Below are 25,077 nucleotides of genomic sequence, written 5' to 3' on the forward strand. Positions count from 1 at the left end.
AGAGGCTAACCTTGGAATGGGCTGGGTGAGGTCGAGCTGTGGATTTGAGTAGGCGCCATATCTTCAAGGCCGGCCTCGGGCTGGGCGCGGTATTGCTGGTCGCCGGTTGCGGGAACGGATCTTCGCCCGAAGGTGCGGAGGGTCCGCCGCAGCGGGGCGGGACATTGCGGGTCGGTGCGATCGGGAAATCGTCCAAGATCGAGCGGGATCCGCATCAGACCCTGAGTAACGAGAGCGATTTCCTCATCGCCTCCCTGGTCTACGACGCACTGACCGTTCCGGGGGCGGATCCGAACGTGGCGCCGCGGCTGGCCTCGCGGTGGGAAGCCGATGCGCAGCAGCGGAAGTGGACCTTCACGATCGCGCAGGGGGCGCGTTTCCACGACGGCCGGCCGGTGACCTCGGACGATGTCGTCTGGTCGCTGCGCCGGTTGCGGGAGATCGCCGGCGAAACCAAGGTGCCGGTGCCGTCGGCCGCCGATATCCAGCCCGCCGGCGCCGACGCGGTGGTGCTGACCTGCGCGGCCCCGAACAGCCAACTGCCACTGCTGCTGCGGATGATGACCTTCGTGGTCCCGCGGGGGACCACCGATTTCACCGCGGCGATCGGGACCGGCCCGTTCCGGCTCGAATCCTACGACAACGGCAACGCCCGCCTGGTGCGCAACGAGAACTGGTATGGGGAAGCGCCGCTTCTCGACGCCATCGAGGTGACGCTGTTCGAAAGTCCCGACGCGATGGCCAATGCCATCATGGCCGGCCAGATCGATCTCGCCTCGAGCGTGGGCGCGGTGGCCGGGCGGATGGCGGAAACGCGTGACGAACTCGAGGTGATCCGGCGCCCGGACGATGTCGCGGTCGCGATCGCCATGCGCACCGCCGACGGCCCGTTCGCCGATCCGAAGGTACGCGAAGCGCTGCGTCTCGCGGTGGACCGGGAAGCGATGGTGGCGCAGGTACTTTCCGGGTACGGCACCGTGGCCAACGATATCCTCGGCACCGCCGACCCGGAATACGATACGTCGATCCCGCAGCGGCAGCGCGATCTCGACCGCGCCCGGCAACTGCTCACCGCCGCGAAATTCGACACCGCGAAGTCCTATCGCCTGCTGACGAAACAAGAGGCGGTGGGCGAGGTCGAGTCGGCGAAGGTCTTCGCGAGCCAGGCCGCGGAGATCGGGGTGAAAATCGAGGTCGTGGTGCAGGAGTCGAACGCCTTCTACGACGAGACCTGGCTGACGGCGCCGCTGTACACGGTGAACTGGGGCACCAACGATTCGGTGGTGTTCTTCGCCAGCAAGGTCATGTATTCGCGCACCAAATGGAACGAAACCGGCTTCCGTGACGCCGCATTCGACAAGGCCTACACCGATGCCCTCGCCGCGCCGCCGGGGCCGGAGTTCACCGCGGCCTGCCGGGAGATCCAGCAGATCCAGCACGAGCGCGGCGGTTACCTCGTCTGGGGTATGGCCGACGGTATCGATATCGCCGCCCGCTCCGTGCACGGCCTGCCGACGCTGGGCGGATACGGCCGGGTCCAGCTCGAACGGGTGTGGTTGTCGCGTTGACCGGATTCGCCGCGGTGCTGGCGCGCCGGATCGGCCTGCTGATAGCCCTGCTCGCAGTGGTGTTCGTGATCGTCGACCTGCTGCCCGGTAATGCGGCCCGGGCCGTGCTGGGGCGGGATGCGAGTGCCGAGCAGATCGCGGCGAAAGAACGCGAACTGGGGCTGGACCGGCCGCTGCCGGATCGCTTCGGGGAGTGGTTCGGTGGCGTTCTCACCGGCGATTTCGGCACCACGGCGCGCGGGCAGTCGGTCAACGAGTTACTGGCGGCCAAATTCCCGCAAACGCTACTGCTGGCCTCGATCGCCATGCTGGTCACGGTGGTGCTGGCGCTGCTGCTCGGCGTGTGGTGGGCGGCCCGCCCCACCGGTTTCGCCGCCCGGGCACTGCAACCCGGTTCGGCCTTCGTGATCGCGGTGCCCGAATTCGTCGTCGCGACCCTGCTGGTATTGGTCTTCTCCCTCTGGCTGGACTGGCTGCCCGCGGTGACCTTCACCGACCGGGCCGGCTACCCGGCCGCTCCGGACATGCTGATCCTGCCGGTGCTGGCCCTGGCGATACCGCAGGCCGGCTGGAATCTGCGGGTCGTCCGGGGCGCGGTGGCCGATGCCGCGTCCGCGCCGCATGTGGAAAGCGCGGTGCTCAACGGCCTCCCGGAACGGGCGGTGCTGGTACGCCACATCCTGCCGTTCGCCTTGCCGACCATCGCGATGTCGTTCGCGACCTCGGTGGGCGCCCTGTTCGGCGGCGCGCTCGTCGTCGAGACGATCTTCAATTACCCGGGGATGGGCGCCATGGTCGCGGGATCGGTATCCGACCGCGACACCGCCCTGGTCGCGGCCGTCGTCGCCGTGACCGGGGCGACGATCATGGTCATCCTGCTGGCGGCCGATGCCATCCGGGTCCGGTCGAACCGAGGGCGGGCATGACGATTCCGGCCCTCGCCCGCACGCTTCCGACCAGGCGCGGTCCACGCCGGCTCTGGCTGCCCGCACTGCTCGCCGCCGCCGTGGCCGCTCTCGCGATTCTCGGCCCGGTGTTCGCACCGCATACTGTCGATCACGCGGTGGGTATCACCTTCGCGGAACCGAGCGGGCAGGCCTGGCTGGGCGGTGACCGGCTCGGGCACGATGTGCTGAGCCAGCTGCTGCACGGCGGCTGGGGACTGTTGCTGGTCGCGCTGATCATCGCGATCCTGGTGACCGGTTGCGCGGCCGGCCTCGGCTCCGTCGCCGCGCTGTATCCGCGGATGGGGGCGTGGATCGAGCGCGCGGCGGACCTGGGGATGCTGCTGCCGCCGGTGCTGGCGATGTTGCTGTTCATGCTGTCCTGGCCGGAATCCGGTGCGGTGGGGCTGGTCGTGATCTGTGTGGTCGCCGGGACGCCCTATACCGCGCGGGTTTTCGCGGCCGCGGCCGCGGGCGTGGCGGCCTCCGGTTTCATCGAGGCCGCCCGCGGCCGCGGGGAGGGGGCGGCCTACCTCGTGACCCGGGAGTTGCTGCCGAACCTACGGGAAACGCTGCTCACCCAATTGGGGTTGCGGTTCGTGGAGGCGATGTACCTGGTGAGCACCGCGGCGTTTCTACAGTTGCCGACCACGCTCGGCGCCGCCAACTGGGCGGTGATGGTTCGCGAGAACGCCTCCGGCATCCTGCTCAACCCCGCCGCGGTGCTGGCACCGAGCCTGGCCATCGGCGTGCTCGCGGTGAGTGTGAACAGTGCGGTGGCGGCCTTCGGCCGGGGGAGGCGGGGTATATGACCACCGGCATCGTGGTCGAGGAACTCGCGGTACGCACGACCGCCGGCGTCGAACTGCTGGCACCGGTCTCGATGCGGGTGCCGCCGGGCACGATCACGGCGCTCACCGGCCCCTCCGGTGCCGGGAAGACGACCCTCATGCGGGCGGTACTCGGTCACCTGGCCGCGGGCACCGTACGCGCGAGCGGTTCGGTGCACGTCCGCGGACAGGATGTCTTCGCCCTGGAACATGCTGCCTTGCAGTACTTCCGGCGCGAGCACCTGGCCTACGTCGGCCAGGATCCGGGTGCAGCCCTGAACCCGGCCATGCGAATCCGATCGCTGCTCGCCGAAGCGGCGCCGCGGGCCGGCCGGCCGGAACAGGTTGCGGCACTCCACCGGGTCGGGTTGCCCGAGCGCGTGTTGCGCAGCCGTCCCGGCGAACTGTCCGGCGGCGAACAACGCCGGGTCGCACTCGCGCTGGCACTGGTACGCGGCGCCGGAGTGCTCGTCGTCGACGAACCACTCGCCGGGCTGCACGGGCAGTTGCGTAACGACATCGCCGATCTTCTGCGCTCACTGGCCGACGACGAAGCAGTCGCGGTGCTGGTGTCCGGTCACGACACCGCGATCCTGCATCGGCTGGCCGATGACACGGTCGACCTGGGGGCGCCCCGGGCGACGCCGCTGCCTGCGCGTGCCGCCCTCCCGGACCTGCCCGCGGACGCGGAGGTCGTGCTGCGCGCGGAGGGCATATCCGCGCGAGCGGGCCGCCGGATACTGCTGGAATCGGTCGACCTCGCCGTACGGGCGGGAGAGTCGGTCGCCATCGCGGGACCGTCCGGCGCGGGCAAGACGACCTTCGCGCGGGTCCTCGCGGGCCTGCACACCGAGGCATCGGGAGCTCTCGCGGTGAACGGCCGCCGCCTGGGTATCGGCGCGCGGCGCCGTTCCCGCCGCGACCGCCGCCGCATCCAGCTCATCCCGCAAAACCCGCTGTCCACACTGAACCCGAAACGCACTGTGCTGCAAACCCTGTCGCGCCCGCTGCGATTGAGCGGCGTGCGGTCCCGCGAGATCCCCGGCCGCGCCGCGACACTCCTGCGCGAGGTCGGCCTCGACCCCGGCATGCTGAGCCGTTACCCGGGCGAACTGTCGGGTGGCCAGCGGCAGCGGGTCGCGATCGCCCGGGCCCTGGCCGCCGCGCCCGAGGTCCTGATCTGCGACGAGATCACCTCCGCTCTCGACGCCGAAACGGCCGCGGCGGTCATGGGGGTGGTCGAACGCGCGCGCGCCGGCACCGGGATCACCGTTCTCGTCATCAGCCACGACATCTCCGTGCTCGCGGGACACTGCCACCGGATGGTCGTCCTCGCCGACGGGAAGGTGGCCGAAGCCGGGGACACCGCCACCGTCCTCGCCGAGCCCGGCACCTCGGATACGAGAGCCCTGCTCGCCTGACCCGTTCGGCTTTCCTGCCGGTGGTACCGGATGACAAAGCAGGTAGGCATGTGTCAGCGCACGCGTCAGGCCGGTGTCAGCTCGCCGTCAGCAGGCCCGGCGAAAGTCTTCGTATCGCACCGAGCATACGAAGGAGAAGGTCATCATGTCCCTCACCCAGTCCGACCGGAACAACGCCCCCTCGCACCCCGCCGCCGGCGAGGTCGCGGTAGTGGATCCCCGGGCATTGCAGAAAGCCCTCGACGATATCGTCGCTTCCGGTTTCACCGGTATCACCCTGCGGGTGCACGACGAACAGGGCGAATGGGCCGGTAGCGCCGGCGTGGCCCGGCTGGGCGAGACCGCGGAACCGCCGGTCGACGGGCATATCCGGATCGGCAGCAACACCAAGACATTCATCGCCACCTCGGTGCTGCAGCTGGTCGGCGACGGCACGGTCGGCCTGGACGCCCCGGTGGCCGGCTATCTGCCCGAGTTCGGGATCGACGAGCGGATCACCGTGCGGATGCTGTTGCAGCACACCAGCGGCATCTTCAACTTCACCGGTGAGTACTACCCGGACGGGACGATCGTGCGCGGGATCGCGGCCACGCCGTCCGGTAAGGAATGGGTGGACAACCGGTTCCGGACCTACCGGCCGGAAGAGCTGGTACGGCTGGCACTGTCCAAGCCGCCGCGGTTCGAGCCGGGCACCGGCTGGAGCTATTCCAACACCAACTACGTGCTGGCCCGGCTGCTGATCGAGAAGGTCACCGGCCGTCCGGTCGCCGAAGAGATGCAGCACCGCATCCTGGGACCGCTGGGTCTCACGGGCACGGTCGTACCGACCACGCAGACCGGTGTGCCCGCGCCGCACGCCCACGCGTACTACCGCTACGAAGATGCCGGTGAGCAGCACACCGTCGATGTCACCGAGCACAACCCGTCGTGGATCTCCAGCGGAGGTGACATGATCTCCACTACCCGGGACCTGCAGGTATTCATCTCAGCCCTGAACAGCGGCGCGCTCCTGCCGCCCGCACTGCTGGCCGAAATGCGCACTACATATCCGACCGGTATCCCCGGGATGGATTACGGTCTGGGCGTGTTCGTTCGCGATACCGGCCGCGGCACCGTCATCACCCACAACGGTGGCGCCGCGGGGCACGGGGCATTGATGTTCAGCACACCCGACGGCAGCAAGACGCTGACCGCCGCACTGAACTACGTCGACGATGCCGAGCTCTCGCTGTCGGCGGAGTTCCAGGCGGCGATGCAGCGCCTTATCGACGAGTTCTTCGCCGGCGGGCGGGCCGACGTCCAGCCGGCGAACTGACGAACGGTGGCGTCACCCGGGCTCCGGGCGACGCCACCGTATTCGCACTCCGGCCATGGCCCGACGATGTCGGCAGCTACAGCCAGCCGTTGCGGCGGAAGATCACCACCAGCCCGCCGCAGGCCAGCACCATGACCGTCAGGACCGCCGGGTAGCACCAGGCCAGTTTCAGTTCCGGCATGCGCTCGAAGTTCATCCCGTAGATCCCGGCGATCATGGTGGGGACCGCGGCCAGGGCGACCAGCGCGGAGATCCTGCGCATATCGGTGTTCTGCCGCACCGCGATCCGCGCCAGCGTCGCGCTGATCAGGGCGGAAAGCGCATCGTCGAAGTCGTGTACGCGTTCCGCCGCGGTGGTGTGATGGTCGGCGACATCACGCAGATAACGGCGCACCTCCTTGCTCAACCCGGAATCCGGCCGGATGAGCGATTGCAGCGGCAGCGACAGCGGTATCACCGAGCGCCGCAATTCCACGATCTCGCGTTTGAGCTGGTAGATCGATTCGATGGCGAGCCGGGACCGGGGGCTGAACACCTCCTGTTCCATCTCCTCGACATCGGTTTCGATCTCCTGCACGACCTCCAGGTAGGTGTCGACGACATGGTCGGTGATCGCGTGCAGCACCGCACCCGGCCCGAGACGCAGCCGATCGGGATCGGCTTCCAGTTCCGCCCGGACCTGCCGCAGCCCCGAATGCTCGCCGTGCCGGACGGCGACCACGAAATCCGGACCGAGAAAAATCAGGATCTCGCCGGTGAGCACGATTTCGCTGGTGCTGTGCATATCGTGCTCGACATAGGCGACGGTGCGCAGCCCGAGCACCAGGGTGTCGTCGTAGCGTTCCAGTTTCGGACGTTGCCGGCCCGCCACGGCGTCTTCTACCGCCAGCGGATGCAGCCCGAACACCTCGGCGACCGCACTCATCTGGTCGGCGTCGGGTTCGTGCAGGCCCAGCCAGACGAACCCACCCTCGTTATCGCGTACCTGCGCCAGGGCCTCCGCGAAACCGAACCGCCCGGCCAACCGCTGCCCGTCCCGGTAGATACCGCAGTCCACCACCGCCCGGGCAACCGGGACCGGAATCCGCTTCAACGACACCTTCGGGCGATCACTGCGACGATTCGGGTCGACCAACACTCTGTGAGCGTAGATATCCCCGCGCCGGCGCAACAGTCGTGACCGGAAACCATGTCGCCGGCGCCGCCACCTGTCGTCTCGCTCGGTCGAGATGGCGTCGCGCACGAGGCGCGGCGGGTGGAGTTCGGTTTCCTGCGCACGACGCTGCAGCTGACCACCGGCAACCTCTCGCAGCACTTGACGGTGTTGGAGAAGGCCGGTCTGGTGGAGATCGAAAAGGGTTACGAAGGCCGCCGCGGTCGCACCTGGGTACATCTGACCGCCGCCGGTAAACAAGGCCTCGACGACGAGATCGCGCACCTGAAACGAATCATCGAGCAGGTCGAGGAAAACCGCGCGGCGTTGCGTCCGACGATCGCACCAGCGGCCGAGGGCGGGTAGAACACCGGCCGCGGAGTTCCCGGGCAGGTGCGCCGGCGGCGGGGTGGCCGGCAAACGTTCAACCCGGCGCGTTCCCGGCGCGCAGTTTCCCGGCGCGTTCCCGCGGATCGTAATCGGGGCCGACGCCTTCGATCAGCAGCAGGTCGCCGTCGATATGATCGGCGCGCAGCGGCAGGATCTCCTGGTATGCGGGTGAGTGGTACCAGTCCCGTGCTTCGGTGAGGCCCGGGAACTCGATCAGCACCATGCTCCCCGGCCAGTCGCCTTCCAGGACTTCGACCGGCGCCCCGTGGATGACGAAACGGCCACCGAACGGCTCCAACGTTGCCTGGATACGGTTCAGGTATTCCAGAATATCGGGGTGCGGCCTGCGATTACGCAGATGCGCGAAACCATAAACGGACATAGCTGGAACGGTAGGTTCGTGCTCGATCCGCGGACAATTACCGCACAGGTAATGGCATGGGCATCGGTATACGTGGTTGCCGCGCGGAAGCAGCTCCGGCCGCCGAGCAGGCCGCCGATGGGTCTCGGCGGAAGCGCGTGGACGGGGTCGATGCCGCGTTGCCGTAGCGCTGCGTTCGGGGCTCCCACTGCGCGGTGTCGCAGACTTGTTGGTGTACCGCCGGTCCGACGGGTGCTTCAGCCACCTGCCGGACCGGGTGCACGTTGCCGTGGTTACGGCGCGGGTGGACGGAATTCGGCGGCGTGGTCGCTGATCCATCGCTGATAACCACGTGGTGAATCGCGGTCGTAGCCGGCCGGAACAGGTGTGGGGTGGATAGGTTCTGACAGGGCGCGTTCGTAGTAGCGCAGTAGAGATCCGGCGATCCGAGGGGGTAGGCCCTGGGCGGTCATGAGATCGCGGGCCGCCGGGGGCTCGACCTCTTCGAATCGAATGGCCCTGCCGGTTGCTTGCGCGATCAACCGCACCTGCTCGGCCGGAGTGACGAGTTCTGGACCGGTCAGTACCGGGGCGGCGCCGAGTAGATCGTCGGAGACCAGGGCGCGGACCGCGGCAGCGGCGAGGTCCCGCTCGTGCAGGGGAGCGATTCGGACCTGTCCGTAGGCGGCCCGCACCGGGCCGCCGGCGTTGATCTGGGGCACCCATCGCCGGGTGTTCGCAGCGAACATGCCTGCTCGCAGGAAGGTCCGTTCCAGCCCGGTGGCCGCGATACTTTGTTCGAGATCGCGGTGCAGAATTCCGGTGTAGTTCGCGGGATGGTCGTCGAGTACCGAGGACGAGGAGAGCAGCACGATCCGCCGCACTCCTGCCTCGACGGCCTGCTGGAGGAATGCTTCGGCGGTGTCGTGCATCGTGGCGGGATTGAGGAACACCGCGCGCACGCCCGTGAACATGTGCCGGCCGGGTAGCGCGGATACGACGTCGACGCCGGCCGGTAGTCCGGCGGTGGCCGGGTTCCTGCTGGTGGCCCGGACATCGGCGCCCGTGGTGAGCAGGCCGGTAACTATGTGGGCGCCGACGTTTCCGGTGGCGCCGGTGACGAGATACAACTTCGCTCCTTCGGGTTTTCGGAAGATATGACGGCCTACTGGTCGCGCTGCTCCAGGCGCGACCCGCGGCGCGGTGAGAGGGACAGGAGGTCGGTGGGCCCGTCCAGTTCGATCCGATGCAGGCGATCGCGGGGCACGATGCAGGCGTGGCCGGCCGCGATCGTCAGCGAATCCTCTGCGGCGCCCGGTGTTTCCGGGTGGAGGTACATGCGTATTCCGCCGGTGAGCACCGCCACCAGTTCGTCGCCCGACGGGTGTACTTCCCAGTGGTCGCCGTGGGCGTCGGCGGCGGTTTCCAGGTGGAAGGCGGTCAGCGTCCAGCCGTCGATATCGCCGGTCATCCGGCGTTCCTCGTCGAGCATGGTGCCGTCGGGCAGGATGCGGATTCCGCGTGCGAAGAGGTCGATGGGTGTGAATGTCATTGTGCTTCCTTCATTTCGCCCCGGCGGGTGCCGGGAGGTCGGTGCGATCTGGCGCCACTGCGGTGCGCCCCGGTAGGAGAGTGGCCGCGACAGCTGCCGCGGCGAGGAACAAAACGGCGGCGGCAGCGAGGCTCAGCGCGAAGCCGGCGATCACGCAGGGGCCGAGCGCATCGGTGCGGTAGCTGCCGTCCGGTGTCATGCATGCGAACCAGCCGAGTCCGGCAGTGGTTACGAGTGCGCCGGGCACGAGCAGGGCCCGGGGCGTGAGCCGGGATCCGAGCCGCACGGTAGCGCAAGGTTCACCACGGCCATATCGAGCGCGACCGGGAGTTGTGCCAAGGCGATGGCTCCCGGGGCGGCTCGATCGTATTTATTTTTATACACGTATAAAAAGTAGCCCAGTCCGAACTCGCTGTCGAGGGGTTCGTGCCAAGATGGCTGGGTGACCACTCGCACCGGACGCCCGCCCCGCTTGTCGCGGGCCCAGATCCTGACGGCGGCGAGCGAGCTGATCGCGCAGGACGGCGCCGACGCGCTGACCATGCGACGGCTCGCGGCCCGGCTGGATGTCACGCCGATGGCGGTCTATCACCACGTCCGCAACAAGGAGGAGTTGCTGCTGCTCCTTCTGGACGAGGTCGCCGCGGGTATCGAGCGCCCGGAGCTGCCCGACGACCCGCGGGAGCGGATGATCCGCGCGGCCCGGACGATGCACGACACTTTGGCCCGGGTTCCCTGGGCGGTGGAAGTACTCACCGCCGACGATCTGCTGTCACCGGCGGCCCTGTGGTATCCGGAGCAGATCGTCGATGCGGCCGTCACCTGCGGACTCTCGGCCGCCGACGCCGTTCGGGCCTATCGGGCGATCTGGTACTACACCGCGGGGGAGATCCTGGTCCGCGCCGCGGCGGCGCGCCGCCGCGCGGCCGACGACCGGAAGACATTCCGTGCCAGGCTGTTCGACTCGCTCGATCACACCGAGTGGCCGCGGTTGGCGACCGTGGCCGACGAGTGGGATCGGCTCACCGAAGCGGACACCTACGAACCGGGCCTGCGCGCCCTGGTCGAGGGCCTGCTGGCCGGTCGCTGACAGCGGTCACCGGATCGGCGGCGGATCAGCCGGTGGTGGAACGGGGCGGCTGCGACAGTTCCGCGCCGGCGCCGGATTTCCCGGGGCGGCCGACGTGGGATTCCGTGCGGATGCGTTCGCTCATATGCGGATAGTGCAGTTCGAAGGCGGGGCGTTCGGAGCGGATCTTGGGCAGTTCGTAGAAGTTGTGCCGCGGCGGCGGGCAGCTGGTGGCCCATTCCAGCGAGTTGCCGTAGCCCCAGGGATCGTCCACGGTGACCACCTCGCCGTAGCGGTAGCTCTTGAAGACGTTCCACACGAAAGTGATCATCGAGACGCCGAGCACGAACGAGCCGAGGGTCGAGACGGTATGCAGGGCGGTGAACCCGTCGGCGGCCTGGTAGTCGGCGTAGCGGCGGGGCATACCTTCCGCCCCCAGCCAGTGCTGCACCAGGAAGGTGGTGTGGAAGCCGAGGAAGGTCGTCCAGAAGTGGATGCGCCCGAGTCGTTCGTCCATGAGCCGGCCGGTCATCTTGGGGAACCAGAAGTAGATACCGGCGAACGTGGCGAACACGATGGTGCCGAAGAGCACGTAGTGGAAGTGCGCCACCACGAAGTAGCTGTCGTGCACCTGCCAGTCCAGGGGTGGGCTGGCCAGGATGACCCCGGACAGCCCACCGAAGAGGAACGTGACCAGGAAGCCCACCGAGAACAACATCGGTGTTTCGAACGTCAGATGGCCCTTCCACATGGTGCCGATCCAATTGAAGAACTTCACCCCGGTCGGGACCGCGATCAGGAAGGTCATGAACGAGAAGAACGGCAGCAGCACCGCGCCGGTGGCGTACATGTGGTGCGCCCACACCGCCATCGACAGGCCGCCGATGCCGATCGTCGCGAAGACCAATGCGGTGTAGCCGAAGATCGGTTTCCGGCTGAAGACCGGGAAGATCTCGGAGACGATGCCGAAGAACGGCAGCGCGATGATGTACACCTCGGGATGCCCGAAGAACCAGAACAGGTGCTGGTACAGGAGCACGCCGCCGGCGCCCGGGTCGTAGATGTGGCCGCCGAGGTGACGGTCGTAGGCCAGCGCCATCAGTGCCGCCGTGAGGATCGGGAACGCCAGCAGTACCAGGATGCTGGTCACGACGATATTCCAAGTGAAAATCGGCATCCGGAACATCGTCATACCCGGGGCGCGCAGGCAGACCACGGTGGTCAGCATGTTCACCGCGCCGAGGATGGTGCCCAGACCGGAGACGGCCAGGCCCATGATCCACAGGTCGGCGCCGGGGCCGGGTGAGTGCATGATGTCGGACAGCGGTATGTACGCCGTCCAGCCGAAATCGGCGGCGCCGCCCGGGGTGACGAATCCGGCGGTCGCCATGGTGGCACCGAACAGATACAACCAGTAGCTCAGGGCGTTGAGGCGGGGGAACGCCACATCGGGCGCGCCGATCTGCAAGGGCAGGACCGCGTTGGCGAAACCGAACACCACGGGGGTGGCGTAGAACAGCAGCATGATCGTGCCGTGCATGGTGAACAGCTGGTTGTACTGTTCGGGCGAGAGGAACTGCAGTCCCGGCCGGGCCAGTTCACCGCGCAAAAGCAGCGCCATCAGTCCGCCGACCAGGAAGAACGCGGTCGCCGAGGTCAGGTACATGATGCCCAGGAGCTTCGGGTCGGTCGTGGTCACCAGCTTGCGGATCGCCGAGCCCTTCGGGCCCATTCGTGCCGGAAACGGGCGCGTGGCGGTGAGCTCCGCGGGTCGAGAAGGTGTCACTGCCACGGTCTCTCCTTCGTCCGGTCCACCTGTTCCGCGGCGAAACGCCGGTGCCTGGGCTCCTACCCTCGCCGCGCCCGGCTAAACCCTGCCGGATGGCCCGGGGTGATACGGGTAGCGACACCCCGCCGCACGCAATGGCCAGGCGGTGTGGCCGACCGTGGTGCGCGCACTTGACCTTGTCACTGTGACAAGGTCTTCACTGGCTGTCGGAGGTGGTACCCATCAACGCGACACACAGGAATTCTCAGAACACGCGACTGCTCGGCGCCTTGGGCGCCCGGGACTCGTCGACACGGCTGAAAGCCGCGTTGGCCGCCGGCACGAATCCCGTGCCGGAGTTCGTCGACGCGCTGATAGAGCGCTGCGCCGTCGAACCGGACTTCTTCGTGCGCGACATGCTGACGTGGGCACTGACCAGGCTCCCGGCGCGGCTGACGGTCCCGAAACTGCGCGCCGAGCTCCGGTCCGAACGCGCCCAGGCCCGCAGCCAAGCGCTGCACACCCTGTCGAAAATCGGGGACCCGGCTGCCTGGCCGGCGATCACGCCGTCGTTGCTGCGCGACGCCGACGAGGAAGTCGCGCGCAGCGCATGGCGTGCGGCCGTCGTGCTCGTCCCAGACGGGGCGGGGCCCGCACTCGCCGCGGAACTGGCCACGCAACTCGGTCGCGGTAACCGGGAGGTCCGGCTGAGCCTGAGCCGCGCGTTCGTCGCGCTCGGCGAGGTGGCCGAGCCGGTACTCGCCGCGGCGGCCGCGCACAATGACCCGGAAATACGTGCCCATGCGACCGCCACGCAGCGGCTCCTGAACGACCCCGACGCCGGTTTCGATCTCGCCGTCGGCGCGGCGAAACGTGTCGTGGCGCTCGGTCCCGGCGCGGAGGAGGCGAATGCATGCTGATCGGTGAGGTGGCGCGCCGCTCGGGGGTGAGTACCCGGATGCTCCGGCACTACGACTCCCTCGGGCTGGTGCGCCCCACCGGCCGCACCGTGGGCGGCTACCGGGAGTACGCACCCGAGGACATCCGGCGGATCTTCCACGTGGAGGGCCTGCGGTCGCTGGGCCTGTCGCTGCGCGAGATCGGCCGCGCTCTCGACGACCCCGGCTTCACTCCGTCCACACTGGTCACGGATCTCATCCGGCGAACCGGGGAGCGATTGAACCGCGAGCAGGAGTTGCTCGACCGGCTCCGCACGGTCGACGCGGCCGAGCCCACCGGCTGGCAGGACGTGCTGCGTATCGTCGAACTCCTGCACGGTCTCGGTTCGCCGGATGCCGCGCGCCGGCAGCAGGCCGTCCTGGCCCCGGCCGAGGACGCGTCGCCGCCCGCCGACATGCTGGCGGCGGCCGTTCTCGCCGAATCCGACCCGTACGTCGCCGGATCCCTGCGCTGGGCCCTCGCACGGGCCGACGGTGACGCGGTGGCGGGGCTCGCACCCGGTGTGCGCGCGGCCGATGTGGAGGTCCGCCGGCGCGCGGTGCACGCGCTCGCCGAACTCTCCGGCGCCGACGCCACCGCGGTGCTGACCGCGGCCCTCTCGGATCCGGACGCGACGGTGCGCAGATACGCGGCTCTCGCCCTGGGCGCGCGGGGCGCGACCACGGCCGTCCCGGAACTCGTGCGCACGGTGGTCGACGGCCCGAACGACGTGGAGGCTGCCGAACTCCTGGGCGCGCTGGCGGCGGACGAAGCCTGGGCCGGCCGGATCATGGGCGCGCTGGCCGGCGAGTTCGCCGCGCACCCGGCCGACCCCGCGGTGCGGCGCCGGTTGACCCAGGCCCTCGCCGAGATGCCCGGCCGTCTCGCGCTCGATCTCCTCCGGCAATTGACCCGCGACCCCGACCGCGCTGTGTCCTTGCTCGCCTCGGCCCTCGTAGGCGTGCTCGAAGAGCGATCGGAGGAGTGACGGGCCGTTGCCAGGTCGAGGCCGGCCGGCGAACGCGATGCGCCGGCCGGGTGATCTACTCGCGGTGTGGATGTCGAGACATCGGCGAGAATGGACGGTTCAGGCGCCCATGTTCGGTCCCGGAGCGGCCGACTCGGCCTGCTTCGACTGTCGTTACGGGAAGCGCTTCGAGATGGCGGCCGTGATCGCGTCCGGTGCGTGTTCCTGGATGAAGTGCCGGGCGTGTGGCAGCTCGACTACCTCGAGATCGGTGAATGCGGTACGTATCCGCGGGATACAGGCCTTCGGCCGGAACACCATGTCCCGCATACCCCACACCAGCAGTGCCGGCTTGTCGCCGAGCGCGGCGGGGACCTCTCGGGCGAGCCCGTCCAGCAGGGGGCGTGCGGCACGAATTTCCTTGGGCATCACGGCAAGTCCACGTCGCGCCTCGGCGGTGGGTTGCACTGCACGGTAGTGGTCGGCCTCGGCCGTGGAAAGCTTGCGCCCCAGCTCGCCGAGCAGGAAACGGTCGACGAGGAGATTGTGCTCGAGAATCCGCCGCTGCATCGGCCGGCTGCTCATGATCACGCTGAACGCACGATTCGCCGGCGCTTCGATCGGCCAGAACACAGTGTTACCCAGCACGATCCCGCGCACGCGGTCCGCGCGAGTGACGGCCGCGCCGAGGCCGATGGGCCCGCCCCAATCCTGTCCCATCACCACGAAGCCGTCGAGCCGCAGGTGATCGATCAACTCGCCCAGAACCGCAGTCTGTTCGGCGATCGTGTACCCGAAACCCGCAGGGCGTTCCGATAATCCGAAACCCGGATAGTCGACTGCGATGCACCGATACCGGTCCCGCAGGTCCTTCACGATGTGCCGGTACAGGAAACTCCAGGTAGGTGAGCCGTGGCAGAACAGGATCGGTGTCCCGGCCCCCTCGTCGATGTAGTGCACCCGTCCTGCGGACGATTCGAACCAGCGCGATTCGAAGGGGTACAGATTCCCGTCAGGAACGAAGTCGATCAGCATATGGTCCCTCCCTCCATGGTCAGGCTACCTGTCGGGCGACTGCTCAGCGGCCGTCAGGTTCGCGGGTTCCGGACGCGTTGTTCAACCGGCCGCTGTTCCGGTCCACCGCACCGGCCACACCCCGGCTCATGACGACCGCTTGGGACAGAATCTCGCGGCCGGCCGCGAACGCGCTGTTCACTCTTTCCAGCGCATAGACTTCCAGCGATTTGCCGCTGGGTGGTGCGGTTGCCGCGTCCTTGTTGACCGTTTCGATGAGCTGGGTCACCGCCAGCCGGCCCTGTTCGTCGATCTCCTCGATCCCCGTGGCGACGAGATCGAGCACCTGGCGATCCAGACGCGCGAAGCCCTCGATCATGGCATTGAACTGAGCGACCTTCGCAGCGTAATCGGGTATACCGGCGGATTCCTCGGCGGAAACGCGGGTAGGTAGTGCCACCGGCGGTGTGGTCGGCCGGTTTCCGGTACCGAAACAGCGCCACACATCGCAGAGGTAGGGCGGGAGCTTCCGGTACATATCACCGACGGCGCCGTCGAGTTCGGCGGGCATCTGCAAATTTCGCATTTCGACCGGACAGCCACCATTGCCGATATCCAAGGTGACGACCGTCGGCACCTTGCCTTGATCGGTGGCCCAGAATCCCGCGAACCCCGACGCCACCGCGGGAATGATCCCGGCGTCGTACCGCCCCGATGTCTGCAGCACGGTTTCGGCGGCCTCCAGCCCGAATTTCTGCAGGCCTCCGGCCAGGCCACCGCCGACACCTTCGACGGCGGCCTTCGCCAGGCGCGGCGCCAGCAGCTTCATACCCGCCCGCGCCAGCTCGCCGCCGGCCCATCCACCACCGGCCGCGCCGATCGCCGCGACGCCCGCTTCCGTCAGCACACCGGTCATATCGCGGCCATCCATTACAGCGCCGACACCGGCCAAGGTGCCCGACAATGCCGCGGCCCCCACGAATCCGGCCGGGGTGAATCCACCGACCAACCCGCCGACCAGAGCGCCGGCGTCGGCGTAGGAGTAACCAAGAATGTCCGGCACGCGGCTAATGGTAAGTACGGCAAGTTCGGCCGGTGGCGGCATTTTCGCCGAAGCCGCAGGCCACCGGTGGTTGCGGTGACTCATTTCCTGTTGCTGGGAACGACCGGGCGAATCGTTGCGCGGGCAAGCCCGGCCGGCGTGCCGTGGTCAGTCGAGCCGGTCGGCTTTGTCGTTGAGGTAGCGCTGTTCGACTTGGTTGCCGGTCATTTCGGCGGCGCGGCGGAAAAGTTCGGCTGCGCCGGTGTTGTCGCCGGTTTGCTGGAGGAGGTGGGCGCGGACGGCGTGTTCGCGTTGCCGGGTGAGGGGGTTGCTGTCGAGGTGATGGTGCCGGTTGAGGTCGTCGAGCAGGGCCAGGCCCCGGGCGGGGCCGTGCGCGTGGGCGACGGCTACCACGCGGGCGAGCTGGACGGGCGGTGTGGGAGTGAGGCGTTCGAGCCATAGATAGAGCATGGCGATCTGGGGCCAGTCGGTTCGTCCGGTCTTCGTGGCTGCTGCGTGGGTTGCGGCGATCGCGGCTTGGATCCGGTACGGGCCGGCCGGGCCGTGGTTCCAGACGGCATCGATGAGTGCGGTTCCCTCCTCGATCATTTCGCGATCCCACTGGGTGATGTCCTGTTGCGCGAGGGGTATCAGTTCGCCGGCGTCGGTGCGTGCCGCGCGGCGGGATTCGGTGAGCAGCATCAGTGCGAGCAGGCCCGTCACCTCGGCCTCGTCGGGGACCGTGGCGTGCAGCAACCTGGTCAGCCGGATGGCCTCGCCGGTGAGGTCGACGCGGGTGAGGTCGGTTCCGGCGCTGGCGGTGTAGCCCTCGTTGAAGACGAGATACAGCACCTGGAGGACGGCGGCGATCCGGCTGTCGCGGTCGGCGCCGGTGGGCAGGGTGAAGCGGGCGCCGGCCTTGGCGAGTTGCTGTTTGGCGCGACTGATCCGGGTGCCCATGGTGGCCTCGGAGGTCCCGTAGGCGTGCGCGATCTCTGCGGTGGTCAGCCCGCCGACCGCGCGCAACGTGAGCGCTACCTGGGAGGTGTGGCCGAGGACGGGGTGGCAGCACAGCAGGAGCAAGGTGAGGCTGTCGTCGGTGGCGCGGGTCTGCGCGGCCCGGTCGGGTCGGGCCATGGCGAGTTCGGCGGTACCCGCGTCCAGTTCACGGCGCCGGCGGGCCTGATCGGCGCGCAGCAGGTCGACCATGCGGCGGTAGGCGACGCGGATGAGCCAACTACGCGGGTTGTCCGGCACACCGTCGGCCGGCCATATCCGGGTCGCGGCCAGCAACGCTTCCTGTACGGCGTCCTCGGCGATGTCGAAGCGCCCGAAACGGCGGACCAGCGCACCGAGGACCTGTGGCGCTTCGGCGCGCAGCAGGTCCTCGATCTCGCGGGTCACGCGGTGAAGTCCGCGCCCATGATCGGGCGGATCTCGATCGGTTCACCGAGTGCTTCGACGATGCGTGCGGTGATCTCCACGGCCCGGTCGTGTCCGGCGACGTCGATCACGGCGAAACTGGCCAGGACCTCCTTCAGCTCCGCGAACGGCCCGTCGGTGGCGACCACGCCGTCGCCGGTTCTGCGGACGGTGGTGCTGACGGTGGGATGGCCCAGGCCCTCGGTGGAGACCAGCTCGCCGGAGGCGAACAGTTCCTTCTCCAGCTGCTGGTAGGTGGCGAACGCGGCGAGCGCTTCCTCCGACGGGGTGTCGGCGGTCGCGGCGTCCCACGCGGCGGCCGGGGTGTAGCCGAGCAGCAGATATTTCACGGTGTCCTCCGATGTGGTGGGTTGTCGTCACGGTAATCGGTTCTCTTTCCCGGTTACGGGTTGTCACCGCCACCTCGGAGCCACCGGGCCGATCTCTACACAGGAAGAAGTGATTCAGATCACAGTCGATCCGTGTCGAAGGCCGCGGGACGGCACCGAGGTAGCAGCGAACAAACCACACAGGAGGACGAAAATGAACGAGACCCAGCAGCAGCCCACCCCCGAACTGAAGGCACTGGACCGCCTCGTCGGCACCTGGAAGGTGAGCGGCGGCGCGGAAGGGACCGTGCGCTACGAATGGATGCCGGGCGGGTTCTTCCTGCTCCAGCACATCGATCTCACCCAGTACGGCGAACCCGTCACCGGTATGGAAGTGATCGGCAACCTGCGTCCGTTCGGCGAGCCGACCGGCCCCGACGTGGCCTCGCGCTACTACGACTCCCTCGGTAACACCTTCGACTACGTCTACGAACTGGCCGGTGACACACTCACCATCTGGGGCGGTGTCAAAGGCAGCCCCGCCTACTACCGGGGCACCTTCGACGCCGACGGCACCACCGTCACGGGCGAATGGGTTTACCCCGGCGGGGGCGGATACGCCTCGACCATGACCCGAATCTGAGCAGCGACCCGCGTCGATCCCCGCCACGACGGCCTCGGCCGTGGCGGGGTCGATACGCGGACTGCACTCCCGCGGACGGCGCAGGCAAGTGGCCTCGAGTTCGAGCCCGATGCATCGCCGATCCGCGGAGCGTGCCGCACCTGTGGTCTCCGTCTCGCCGAATCGGCGAACCGTCGCTATCGCTCGGAGACTCCGGCGAATGCCCGGCGTAATGCGGCGGCGGCTTCGGAACGCGCTGTGGCGCCGGCATCGAACGGATGGCGCATGAACTCGTGGATCATTCCCGGGTAGCGGCGGACCTCGACCGCCACCCCCGCGCCGGCCAGTGCGGCGGCATACTCTTCGCCCTCGTCCCGCAGCGCATCGTATTCGGCGGTGACGACCAGTGCCGGCGGCAAGCCGGAATGGTCGGTCGCCAGCAGCGGGGAGACACGCGGATCGAGTTTCTCCTCCTCGCGGCGCAGATAATTGTCCATGAACCAGTGCTGGCCCGCGCGCGTGATGTTGCCGTACCTGCCGGCGAACTCCCGGATGCTGAAATTGCTGCGCCGGAAATCCGTATCGGGATAAATGAGCAACTGGAAGGTCAGCGGCGGTCCTCCGAGATCGCGGGCCATATGCGTAACGACCGCAGCCAGGTTGCCTCCAGCGCTGTCACCGGCGACCGCGATCCTGTCTCCATCGGCGCCGAAACTGCCAGCGTGTGCCGCGACCCACTGCGTAGCGGCGAAACATACCTCCACTGCGGTGGGAAATCTGTGCTCCGGTGCCAAGGGGTAGCCGACCGAGACGACAGCGGCGCCCGCGCCGTTGGCGAGGCTGCGGCACAGGCCGTCATGGGTGTCGAGATCACCGACAACGAACCCGCCCCCGTGGAAGAACACCACGACCGGCAGTGGTGCCACGCCGGCCGGTGTATATATCCGGATGGGGACCTGGTGGCCGGCCGCCGGGATGACGCGGTTCTCGATCGCGGCGACCTGCTCCGGTTCGGCGAGCATCGGGATCTGGCGTCGCAGCCCTTCGCGCGCCTGCTCGGGAGTGAACGTATGCAGTTCCGCGAAGCCGGCGCGCGAGATCCGTTCCAGATATGCCTGTACCTGAGGATGCAACCCGGAGGTGGGTGTATTCGGTGTGCTCATGCCGCTATCCTCTGACTTGAAGCGTGGTTCAAGTCAAGGAGTTGCGGCTGTGGAATTACTCGATATCGCCGAGGTGGCCGCCCGGTCCGGGTTGGCGCCGTCGACCCTGCGGTACTACGAACGGCGCGGGCTCATTGATTCGGCCGGCCGCAACGGATTGCGCCGCACGTTCGAGCCCGATGTACTCGATCGGCTGATGCTCATAGATTGCGCACGTGGGGCAGGTTTCACCCTGGCGCAGATCCAGCGGTTCCTGACAGCGACGCCGGACGACACCGAATTACGCGCCCACCTCGCGCAACGGGCGAATCAACTCGACCACGACATCGCCCGGCTGACCCGCATGCGCGACAGTCTGCACCACGCAGCGACCTGCACCCATGAACCCTTGGTCGAATGCCCCCGGTTCAAATCGACCATCGCCGATACCGGCAACACGCGCGCGGCCTCGCCGGCTCCGGCCGCCTTCACGCCCGCCGCGCCCGCGGTCTCCCGGCCCTGACACATGCGCGGGCTGGTGCTCAGACGGGTCCCTGGGCGGTGAATCCGTCGAATAATCGGCCGCCGAAGATGTTCAGCACGTGGGTGACGGTTTCGGCGATCGGCTCCGCGTTCCCGCGCGCCACCGCGCGCACGCCGTGCGCCAACGCTTTCGCGTATTCCGTGCCGGTATCGCGGTCGAAGGTGGCCAGCTCCCGATGTAACCATTTGCCGGTTCCTGTCCACCGGGCGTGCCCGGTGAGCAGCAGCTCCGCAGTAGCCCGCCATAGGTCGGCGGCGATCAGGAGCCGTTCGTCGTCGTCCACGCAGCCCGCGAGATCGTCCAGCCGGTCGGTGATTCCGTAGCGAGCCGCCAGCAATTCCTCAGTGGTGAGCGGGTCCGGGCCGGCGGCCAGTTGTGCCGCATACAGTTGCTGGAGATACTCGCCGGTGCCGTCGCTGTCGAGCAGGACCAAGGAGTGGCCGATCAGCCGCAGGGTCGCCGGCCGCCGGGTCTTGCGGTCCTTTTCCAGGAAGTACTGCATCGCTTCTTCGGTGTGTACGAACAGCTCGACCGGCCACCCCCGGTGCCGCAGTGATTCTCGATACGGGGCGGGTGGGCCATCGAGAAGCACGCTGATGTCCAGATCCGAAGTGGGCGTCGCTATTCCGAGCACCGTGCTGCCACCCAGCCAAGCTGCCCGTGCCCTGGGGAAGCGTTCACAGACCAGACTCCGCGCGATATCGAACCCGTCGATGCTCATACTTCTATGGGATCCGGTTCCACGCAGCGGAGCAACGGTCCCGGCCGTTTCGCGGCGCGGCTGGTTACTCGCCACAGCAGGCCCGGGGCACCGGACGTGCAGACCTGGGAGGACTTTCACCGACTCCGGATGCCGTGTCGCGCGCGGGGTCGATCGTGCCGAGGCGGCGTCGTAGTTACCGGCAGCAGTTGGGATCGAGGACTACGCAGAGTGCCGCGAGGGCGTCGCGGTGGCCGCGGTGGATGACGTTCATGCCGTGGCGTTCCGAAGTCACCAGCCCGGCTTTCCGGAGCTGACCGAGGTGGTGGCTGACCGTGGATTCGGCGAGCCCGACCGCGTCGGCGAGTTCGCCACCGTTACGGCCGGTCTCGGGGCTTGTCAGCAGCAGCGACATCAGTTTCACCCGAACGGGGTCGGCCAGGGCTTTCAGCCGGAGTGCGACGTGCAGGGCGGCTTCGTCGTCGATCGGCCCGGCTGCTACGGGCGGGCAGCACACGGGTGCGGTCATGTCGATGACGGGCAGCGCTTTGGGCATGAAATCCATCCTACCTACGATGTTGACTTATGTCGAAAAGGTGGCAGACTGGCGCCTGTCAGTACTTCGATATATGTCAAACAGGTGGTGGTCATGATGTCACGTGTTCAGCTCGCACTCAACGTCGACGATCTGGAGCAGGCCGTCGAGTTCTACTCGACCCTGTTCGGGGTCCAGCCGGCGAAGCGTAAGCCCGGCTATGCGAATTTCGCAGTCGCCGAGCCGCCGCTGAAGCTGGTTCTCATCGAGAACCCAGGCCAGGGCGGCAGTGTGAATCATCTCGGGGTGGAAGTGGAGTCCTCGGAGAAGGTGCACGCCGAGATCGCGCGCCTTTCGGAAGCCGGGCTGTTCACCGAGGAGCAGATCGCGACGACCTGTTGCTTCGCCACCCAGGACAAAGTCTGGGTGACCGGCCCGAACAAGGAACGGTGGGAGGTCTACACCGTGCTGGCCGATACCGAGCACTTCGGCACCGAACCCCGCTTCGCCGGAAAGGACGACGGGGAGGCGGTACAGGCGTGCTGCGGCACCGGCGGCGATTCCGCACCCGAGGCTGACGCTGAGGCCGAGTCGCAGGCGGCGTGCTGCGCTCCGGCCGCTGTCGCTCAGTAGACGCTCGGGTCTCGGCGTGACCGATGTGGAGACCGCGCCCGCGGCAGTGGTAGACGGGTTGTCGCGGGCGGGGCGCCGGCGGGTGTTGGCGGTGCTGTGCCTGACCCAGATATCGAGTTGGGGGATCCTGTATTACGCGTTTCCGGTGTTGTCGACCTCGATCACCCGGGAGACGGGGTGGTCGGCGCCGGTGATCACCGCCGCCTTCTCCCTCGGACAGCTCGCGACCGCGCTCACCGGGATCCCGGTGGGCGCGGTCATCGACCGGACCGGCCCGCGGCGGGTGATGACCGCCGGATCGGTTCTCGGGGTCGCCGCACTCGTCGCGATCGCGGCCGCACCGAACCTGGTCGTGTTCTATCTCGGCTGGCTGGCGGCAGGGGTGGCGATGGGCGCGGTCCTGTATCCCCCGGCGTTCGCTGCGTTGACCCGCTGGTGGGGATCGCAGCGTGTGACCGCGCTGATGATCCTGACTCTGGCCGGTGGTCTGGCGTCCACGGTGTTCGCTCCGCTGACGGCCGCCCTGGACTCGCATTCTGATTGGCGCGTCACCTATCTCGTCCTCGCTGCGGTCCTGACGGTGCTGACGGTGCCGGTGCACTGGTTCGGCCTGCAAGGCACATGGCCGGACCCACCGGTCCCGGCCGAGCCCGCGCATGCCGACCACACGCAGATCGCGCGCAGTCCACGCTTCGCCGCGCTGGTCGTCACCATGTGCCTGGCTGCGTTCGCCGGCTTCGCCGGCATCTTCAACCTGGTCGCCCTGCTCCAGGAGCACGGGTTCAGCCCGGGTTTGGCGGCGACCGCGCTCGGACTCGGCGGCGCCGGACAGGTGTTGGGCCGGATCGGGTACCTGCCGCTGGCCCGCTATACCGGTGCCACCACTCGCACCGTGGTGGTCCTGGCCGCGCTCGCCGTCTTCACCGCTCTGCTCGGAGTGGTGTCGGCAGTGTTCGTCTTGATCGCGGTCGCAATCGGAGCCGGGTTGGTTCGCGGTATCTTCACCCTGATCCAGGCCACCGCGATCACCGACCGATGGGGCGCCACCCACTACGGCCGCCTCAACGGGTTGTTGTCGGCGCCGGTGGTGATCGTGTCCGCGCTGGCCCCGTGGGCAGGCACCGTGCTGTCGGCCTGGACCGGCAGCTACGCCCACACCTACCTCATCCTCGGCGCCGTCGCCGCCCTCGCTGCGGTGATCGCGCCTTTCACCGGTACCACCGTTTCGGAGAAAGAGATGTTGTGACAAGCGAATACGACTACGACGCGGTGGTCATCGGCGGTGGCCAGTCCGGTCTTGCTGCCGCCCACTACCTCACCGCCCAACACCTGAACACCGCGATACTCGAAGCTTCCGGGGAGGCGACCGGGTCGTGGCCGCGGTATTACGACAGCCTGACCCTGTTCTCTCCTGCCCGCTACAGCGCCTTGCCCGGGCGCTGCTTCCCCGGTGATCCGGACCGGTATCCCCACCGCGACGAAGTGATCGACTACCTGCGCTCCTACGCCGCCGACGTGGGCGCCGATATCCACACCAGGACCCCTGTCGAGACCGTCACCTATACCGGCGGTAAGGGATTCGCGGTCACCACTGGATCCGGTGCGGTGTTCACCGCACCGCGGGTAATCGCGGCGACGGGTTCGTTCGATTCCCCGTTTCTGCCTGCCGTGCCCGGGCGGGACGAGTTCGAAGGCCGGCTCCTGCACGCCGGCGAGTACCGGACCCCTGGCGAGTTCACGGATCAGCGGGTGATCGTGGTGGGAGCGGGCAACTCTGCGGTGCAGATCGCCGCCGAACTCGCCGAACACACACAGGTGGTGCTGGCCAGTCGGGCGCCGGTGAAGTTCGTGCCACAGCGGCCGCTGGGCCGGGATGTGCATTTCTGGTTCACCGTCAGCGGATTCGACGCCGCCCCGCTGGGCCGGATCGTGAAGGATGCGCCGACGCAGCCGGTGCTCGACGCAGGCCGCTACCGGACCGCGCTTGCGGCCGGGAAACCGCAGCGGCGGGAGATGTTCACCGCGTTCACATCCGAGGGTGTGGTGTGGCGGGATGGTTCTCGCATGCCGGTGGATGTGGTCGTCTTCGCCACCGGTTACCGCCCGCACCTGCCCTATCTCGCCGGTACCGGCGCGGTGACCGAGTCCGGGGTGCCGCGGCAGAGCCAGGGTCTGTCGCCGACCCATCCGGGTTTGGGGTTCCTCGGGTTGGAGTGGCAACGGACTCCGTCGTCGAACTCGCTGCGTGGGGTGGGCCGGGATGCCGCCTATCTGGTGCGGCGGCTACGACCGGCAGCAGCGTGGCGGCGTCGGCCGGTGCGGTGACCCGCTGAGGGCGTCGAGGCGGCGGCCGGTCAGCTCGCCTCCCCCTTGACCGTGGTGCCCGCCGGGTGGGGTTCAGGCGTGGGCGGGCAGTAGCTCGGAGATGAGCGCCTCGACCCGCGCTCGGATTTCGTCGCGGATCGGGCGGACCGCTTCCACACCTCGACCGGCAGGATCTTCCAGGTCCCAGTCGCGGTAGCTGATTCCGGGGAACACCGGGCAGGTGTCCCCGCAGCCCATGGTGATCACCACGTCCGAGGACTGCACCGCGTCGGGGGTGAGGATCTTCGGGGCCTGGGCGGTGATATCGATCCCGACCTCGGCCATCGCCTGCACCGCTGCGGGGTTGAGGTGTTCGGCGGGGGCGCTGCCGGCGGAGCGGACCTCGATCGCCCCGCCGGCGAGGTGGGTGAGGAATCCGGCGGCCATCTGGGAGCGCCCGGCATTGTGGACGCAGACGAACAACACACTCGGCTTATCGGTCACGGCAAGGGC

The 25,077-nt window shown here is 68.2% G+C and carries 28 protein-coding genes; 14 read left to right on the plus strand and 14 right to left on the minus strand.

The window, feature by feature from the left end:
* Positions 1 to 38 precede the first annotated feature (38 nt).
* The 5 genes from ACQEVO_RS07195 to ACQEVO_RS07215 all read left to right on the plus strand — a co-directional run bounded on the left by ACQEVO_RS07195 (position 39) and on the right by ACQEVO_RS07215 (position 6,078).
* Positions 39 to 1,568: an ABC transporter substrate-binding protein gene (locus ACQEVO_RS07195; protein ID WP_432910129.1), complete on the plus strand. Its 1,530-nt coding sequence runs from the start codon at positions 39 to 41 to the stop codon at positions 1,566 to 1,568.
* A complete protein-coding gene (locus ACQEVO_RS07200) occupies positions 1,565 to 2,494 on the plus strand; it encodes an ABC transporter permease (RefSeq protein ID WP_432910132.1) in 930 nt (309 codons plus the stop codon). The genes ACQEVO_RS07195 and ACQEVO_RS07200 overlap by 4 nt, the downstream gene beginning before the upstream one ends.
* Positions 2,491 to 3,324: an ABC transporter permease subunit gene (locus tag ACQEVO_RS07205; RefSeq protein WP_432910135.1), complete on the plus strand. Its 834-nt coding sequence runs from the start codon at positions 2,491 to 2,493 to the stop codon at positions 3,322 to 3,324. Before ACQEVO_RS07200 ends, ACQEVO_RS07205 begins: the two co-directional genes overlap by 4 nt.
* Positions 3,321 to 4,763: an ABC transporter ATP-binding protein gene (locus ACQEVO_RS07210; protein ID WP_432910137.1), complete on the plus strand. Its 1,443-nt coding sequence runs from the start codon at positions 3,321 to 3,323 to the stop codon at positions 4,761 to 4,763. Before ACQEVO_RS07205 ends, ACQEVO_RS07210 begins: the two co-directional genes overlap by 4 nt.
* Before the next feature lie 145 nt (positions 4,764 to 4,908).
* Positions 4,909 to 6,078 carry a serine hydrolase domain-containing protein gene (locus ACQEVO_RS07215; RefSeq protein WP_432910140.1) on the plus strand — a complete coding sequence of 390 codons (1,170 nt, stop codon included), beginning with the start codon at positions 4,909 to 4,911 and terminating at the stop codon, positions 6,076 to 6,078.
* A 76-nt stretch (positions 6,079 to 6,154) separates the two neighbouring features.
* Here ACQEVO_RS07215 and corA read toward each other — a convergent pair whose 3' ends face one another.
* Positions 6,155 to 7,216 (minus strand): magnesium/cobalt transporter CorA, encoded by a 1,062-nt coding sequence (gene corA / locus ACQEVO_RS07220; protein WP_432910143.1) that lies wholly within the window; start codon positions 7,214 to 7,216, stop codon positions 6,155 to 6,157.
* 51 nt (positions 7,217 to 7,267) lie between these two features.
* Here corA and ACQEVO_RS07225 point away from each other — a divergent pair, with 51 nt between their 5' ends.
* Complete coding sequence (locus ACQEVO_RS07225; protein ID WP_432910145.1) at positions 7,268 to 7,597, plus strand: transcriptional regulator; 330 nt, start codon at positions 7,268 to 7,270, stop codon at positions 7,595 to 7,597.
* Positions 7,598 to 7,655: 58 nt separating this feature from the next.
* On the opposite strand, the gene ACQEVO_RS07230 is transcribed toward ACQEVO_RS07225, so the two are convergent.
* The 4 genes from ACQEVO_RS07230 to ACQEVO_RS07245 all read right to left on the minus strand — a co-directional run bounded on the left by ACQEVO_RS07230 (position 7,656) and on the right by ACQEVO_RS07245 (position 9,820).
* On the minus strand, positions 7,656 to 8,003 hold the full coding sequence (locus ACQEVO_RS07230; protein ID WP_432910148.1) for a DUF1330 domain-containing protein: 348 nt from the start codon (positions 8,001 to 8,003) through the stop codon (positions 7,656 to 7,658).
* 272 nt (positions 8,004 to 8,275) lie between these two features.
* The gene (locus ACQEVO_RS07235; protein WP_432910151.1) at positions 8,276 to 9,112 is read right to left on the minus strand and encodes an SDR family oxidoreductase; all 837 of its coding nucleotides are present in this window, start codon (positions 9,110 to 9,112) and stop codon (positions 8,276 to 8,278) included.
* Positions 9,113 to 9,147: 35 nt separating this feature from the next.
* Positions 9,148 to 9,534, minus strand: a complete 387-nt coding sequence (locus ACQEVO_RS07240; RefSeq protein ID WP_432910153.1) for a cupin — start codon at positions 9,532 to 9,534, stop codon at positions 9,148 to 9,150.
* Between the two features lie 10 nt (positions 9,535 to 9,544).
* The gene (locus tag ACQEVO_RS07245; protein ID WP_432910156.1) at positions 9,545 to 9,820 is read right to left on the minus strand and encodes a hypothetical protein; all 276 of its coding nucleotides are present in this window, start codon (positions 9,818 to 9,820) and stop codon (positions 9,545 to 9,547) included.
* Positions 9,821 to 9,976: 156 nt separating this feature from the next.
* Here ACQEVO_RS07245 and ACQEVO_RS07250 point away from each other — a divergent pair, with 156 nt between their 5' ends.
* Positions 9,977 to 10,624 (plus strand): TetR/AcrR family transcriptional regulator, encoded by a 648-nt coding sequence (locus ACQEVO_RS07250; protein ID WP_432910157.1) that lies wholly within the window; start codon positions 9,977 to 9,979, stop codon positions 10,622 to 10,624.
* 25 nt (positions 10,625 to 10,649) lie between these two features.
* Here the strand turns inward: ACQEVO_RS07250 and ctaD are convergent, their stop codons facing one another.
* Positions 10,650 to 12,335 (minus strand): aa3-type cytochrome oxidase subunit I, encoded by a 1,686-nt coding sequence (gene ctaD, locus ACQEVO_RS07255; RefSeq protein ID WP_432922447.1) that lies wholly within the window; start codon positions 12,333 to 12,335, stop codon positions 10,650 to 10,652.
* A gap of 269 nt (positions 12,336 to 12,604) precedes the next feature.
* Here ctaD and ACQEVO_RS07260 point away from each other — a divergent pair, with 269 nt between their 5' ends.
* Both ACQEVO_RS07260 and ACQEVO_RS07265 read left to right on the plus strand, forming a co-directional pair.
* Positions 12,605 to 13,291, plus strand: a complete 687-nt coding sequence (locus ACQEVO_RS07260) for a HEAT repeat domain-containing protein (RefSeq protein ID WP_432910160.1) — start codon at positions 12,605 to 12,607, stop codon at positions 13,289 to 13,291.
* The gene (locus ACQEVO_RS07265) at positions 13,285 to 14,298 is read left to right on the plus strand and encodes a HEAT repeat domain-containing protein (protein ID WP_432910162.1); all 1,014 of its coding nucleotides are present in this window, start codon (positions 13,285 to 13,287) and stop codon (positions 14,296 to 14,298) included. The genes ACQEVO_RS07260 and ACQEVO_RS07265 overlap by 7 nt, the downstream gene beginning before the upstream one ends.
* Before the next feature lie 153 nt (positions 14,299 to 14,451).
* Here ACQEVO_RS07265 and ACQEVO_RS07270 read toward each other — a convergent pair whose 3' ends face one another.
* The 4 genes from ACQEVO_RS07270 to ACQEVO_RS07285 form a co-directional block, all read right to left on the minus strand.
* The gene (locus ACQEVO_RS07270) at positions 14,452 to 15,312 is read right to left on the minus strand and encodes a haloalkane dehalogenase (RefSeq protein ID WP_432910165.1); all 861 of its coding nucleotides are present in this window, start codon (positions 15,310 to 15,312) and stop codon (positions 14,452 to 14,454) included.
* Between the two features lie 43 nt (positions 15,313 to 15,355).
* Positions 15,356 to 16,354: a hypothetical protein gene (locus ACQEVO_RS07275; RefSeq protein WP_432910168.1), complete on the minus strand. Its 999-nt coding sequence runs from the start codon at positions 16,352 to 16,354 to the stop codon at positions 15,356 to 15,358.
* A 147-nt stretch (positions 16,355 to 16,501) separates the two neighbouring features.
* Positions 16,502 to 17,737 (minus strand): RNA polymerase sigma factor, encoded by a 1,236-nt coding sequence (locus ACQEVO_RS07280; RefSeq protein WP_432910170.1) that lies wholly within the window; start codon positions 17,735 to 17,737, stop codon positions 16,502 to 16,504.
* Entirely contained in the window at positions 17,734 to 18,105 is a 372-nt protein-coding gene (locus ACQEVO_RS07285; RefSeq protein ID WP_432910172.1) for a YciI family protein, read from the minus strand. Before ACQEVO_RS07285 ends, ACQEVO_RS07280 begins: the two co-directional genes overlap by 4 nt.
* A 193-nt stretch (positions 18,106 to 18,298) precedes the next feature.
* Here ACQEVO_RS07285 and ACQEVO_RS07290 point away from each other — a divergent pair, with 193 nt between their 5' ends.
* Positions 18,299 to 18,727: a hypothetical protein gene (locus ACQEVO_RS07290; RefSeq protein ID WP_432910175.1), complete on the plus strand. Its 429-nt coding sequence runs from the start codon at positions 18,299 to 18,301 to the stop codon at positions 18,725 to 18,727.
* A gap of 176 nt (positions 18,728 to 18,903) precedes the next feature.
* On the opposite strand, the gene ACQEVO_RS07295 is transcribed toward ACQEVO_RS07290, so the two are convergent.
* Positions 18,904 to 19,869, minus strand: coding sequence for an alpha/beta hydrolase (locus ACQEVO_RS07295; protein ID WP_432910178.1), 966 nt, complete (start codon positions 19,867 to 19,869; stop codon positions 18,904 to 18,906).
* 49 nt (positions 19,870 to 19,918) lie between these two features.
* Between ACQEVO_RS07295 and ACQEVO_RS07300 the strand changes: the two genes are divergently transcribed.
* The gene (locus tag ACQEVO_RS07300) at positions 19,919 to 20,371 is read left to right on the plus strand and encodes a MerR family transcriptional regulator (RefSeq protein WP_432910180.1); all 453 of its coding nucleotides are present in this window, start codon (positions 19,919 to 19,921) and stop codon (positions 20,369 to 20,371) included.
* Positions 20,372 to 20,390: 19 nt separating this feature from the next.
* On the opposite strand, the gene ACQEVO_RS07305 is transcribed toward ACQEVO_RS07300, so the two are convergent.
* Positions 20,391 to 21,113 (minus strand): nucleotidyltransferase domain-containing protein, encoded by a 723-nt coding sequence (locus ACQEVO_RS07305; RefSeq protein WP_432910183.1) that lies wholly within the window; start codon positions 21,111 to 21,113, stop codon positions 20,391 to 20,393.
* Between the two features lie 175 nt (positions 21,114 to 21,288).
* The gene (locus tag ACQEVO_RS07310) at positions 21,289 to 21,648 is read right to left on the minus strand and encodes an Rv2640c family ArsR-like transcriptional regulator (protein ID WP_432910186.1); all 360 of its coding nucleotides are present in this window, start codon (positions 21,646 to 21,648) and stop codon (positions 21,289 to 21,291) included.
* A gap of 96 nt (positions 21,649 to 21,744) precedes the next feature.
* Between ACQEVO_RS07310 and ACQEVO_RS07315 the strand changes: the two genes are divergently transcribed.
* The 3 genes from ACQEVO_RS07315 to ACQEVO_RS07325 are packed head-to-tail and all read left to right on the plus strand — an operon-like array spanning position 21,745 to position 24,585.
* Positions 21,745 to 22,260: an ArsI/CadI family heavy metal resistance metalloenzyme gene (locus ACQEVO_RS07315; RefSeq protein ID WP_432922450.1), complete on the plus strand. Its 516-nt coding sequence runs from the start codon at positions 21,745 to 21,747 to the stop codon at positions 22,258 to 22,260.
* 16 nt (positions 22,261 to 22,276) lie between these two features.
* Complete coding sequence (locus ACQEVO_RS07320; protein WP_432910188.1) at positions 22,277 to 23,506, plus strand: MFS transporter; 1,230 nt, start codon at positions 22,277 to 22,279, stop codon at positions 23,504 to 23,506.
* Entirely contained in the window at positions 23,503 to 24,585 is a 1,083-nt protein-coding gene (locus tag ACQEVO_RS07325; protein ID WP_432910190.1) for a flavin-containing monooxygenase, read from the plus strand. The genes ACQEVO_RS07320 and ACQEVO_RS07325 overlap by 4 nt, the downstream gene beginning before the upstream one ends.
* Before the next feature lie 72 nt (positions 24,586 to 24,657).
* On the opposite strand, the gene ACQEVO_RS07330 is transcribed toward ACQEVO_RS07325, so the two are convergent.
* Positions 24,658 to 25,068: an arsenate reductase ArsC gene (locus tag ACQEVO_RS07330; RefSeq protein ID WP_432910192.1), complete on the minus strand. Its 411-nt coding sequence runs from the start codon at positions 25,066 to 25,068 to the stop codon at positions 24,658 to 24,660.
* Between the last annotated feature and the right edge of the window lie 9 nt (positions 25,069 to 25,077).

Source organism: Nocardia sp. CA-290969 (assembly GCF_050936135.1).
GTDB lineage: Bacteria > Actinomycetota > Actinomycetes > Mycobacteriales > Mycobacteriaceae > Nocardia.

Bases quoted from the DNA above. Each gene is read 5' to 3' on its own strand.
- ACQEVO_RS07240 (WP_432910153.1), bottom strand. From the start codon at position 9,534: ATGACATTCACACCCATCGACCTCTTCGCACGCGGAATCCGCATCCTG.
- ACQEVO_RS07290 (WP_432910175.1), top strand. From the start codon at position 18,299: ATGAACGAGACCCAGCAGCAGCCCACCCCCGAACTGAAGGCACTGGAC.
- ACQEVO_RS07210 (WP_432910137.1), top strand. From the start codon at position 3,321: ATGACCACCGGCATCGTGGTCGAGGAACTCGCGGTACGCACGACCGCC.
- ACQEVO_RS07310 (WP_432910186.1), bottom strand. From the start codon at position 21,648: ATGCCCAAAGCGCTGCCCGTCATCGACATGACCGCACCCGTGTGCTGC.
- ACQEVO_RS07265 (WP_432910162.1), top strand. From the start codon at position 13,285: ATGCTGATCGGTGAGGTGGCGCGCCGCTCGGGGGTGAGTACCCGGATG.
- ACQEVO_RS07230 (WP_432910148.1), bottom strand. From the start codon at position 8,003: ATGTCCGTTTATGGTTTCGCGCATCTGCGTAATCGCAGGCCGCACCCC.
- ACQEVO_RS07225 (WP_432910145.1), top strand. From the start codon at position 7,268: ATGTCGCCGGCGCCGCCACCTGTCGTCTCGCTCGGTCGAGATGGCGTC.
- ACQEVO_RS07270 (WP_432910165.1), bottom strand. From the start codon at position 15,312: ATGCTGATCGACTTCGTTCCTGACGGGAATCTGTACCCCTTCGAATCG.
- ACQEVO_RS07205 (WP_432910135.1), top strand. From the start codon at position 2,491: ATGACGATTCCGGCCCTCGCCCGCACGCTTCCGACCAGGCGCGGTCCA.
- ACQEVO_RS07315 (WP_432922450.1), top strand. From the start codon at position 21,745: ATGTCACGTGTTCAGCTCGCACTCAACGTCGACGATCTGGAGCAGGCC.
- ACQEVO_RS07215 (WP_432910140.1), top strand. From the start codon at position 4,909: ATGTCCCTCACCCAGTCCGACCGGAACAACGCCCCCTCGCACCCCGCC.
- ACQEVO_RS07295 (WP_432910178.1), bottom strand. From the start codon at position 19,869: ATGAGCACACCGAATACACCCACCTCCGGGTTGCATCCTCAGGTACAG.
- ACQEVO_RS07305 (WP_432910183.1), bottom strand. From the start codon at position 21,113: ATGAGCATCGACGGGTTCGATATCGCGCGGAGTCTGGTCTGTGAACGC.
- ctaD (WP_432922447.1), bottom strand. From the start codon at position 12,335: ATGGGCCCGAAGGGCTCGGCGATCCGCAAGCTGGTGACCACGACCGAC.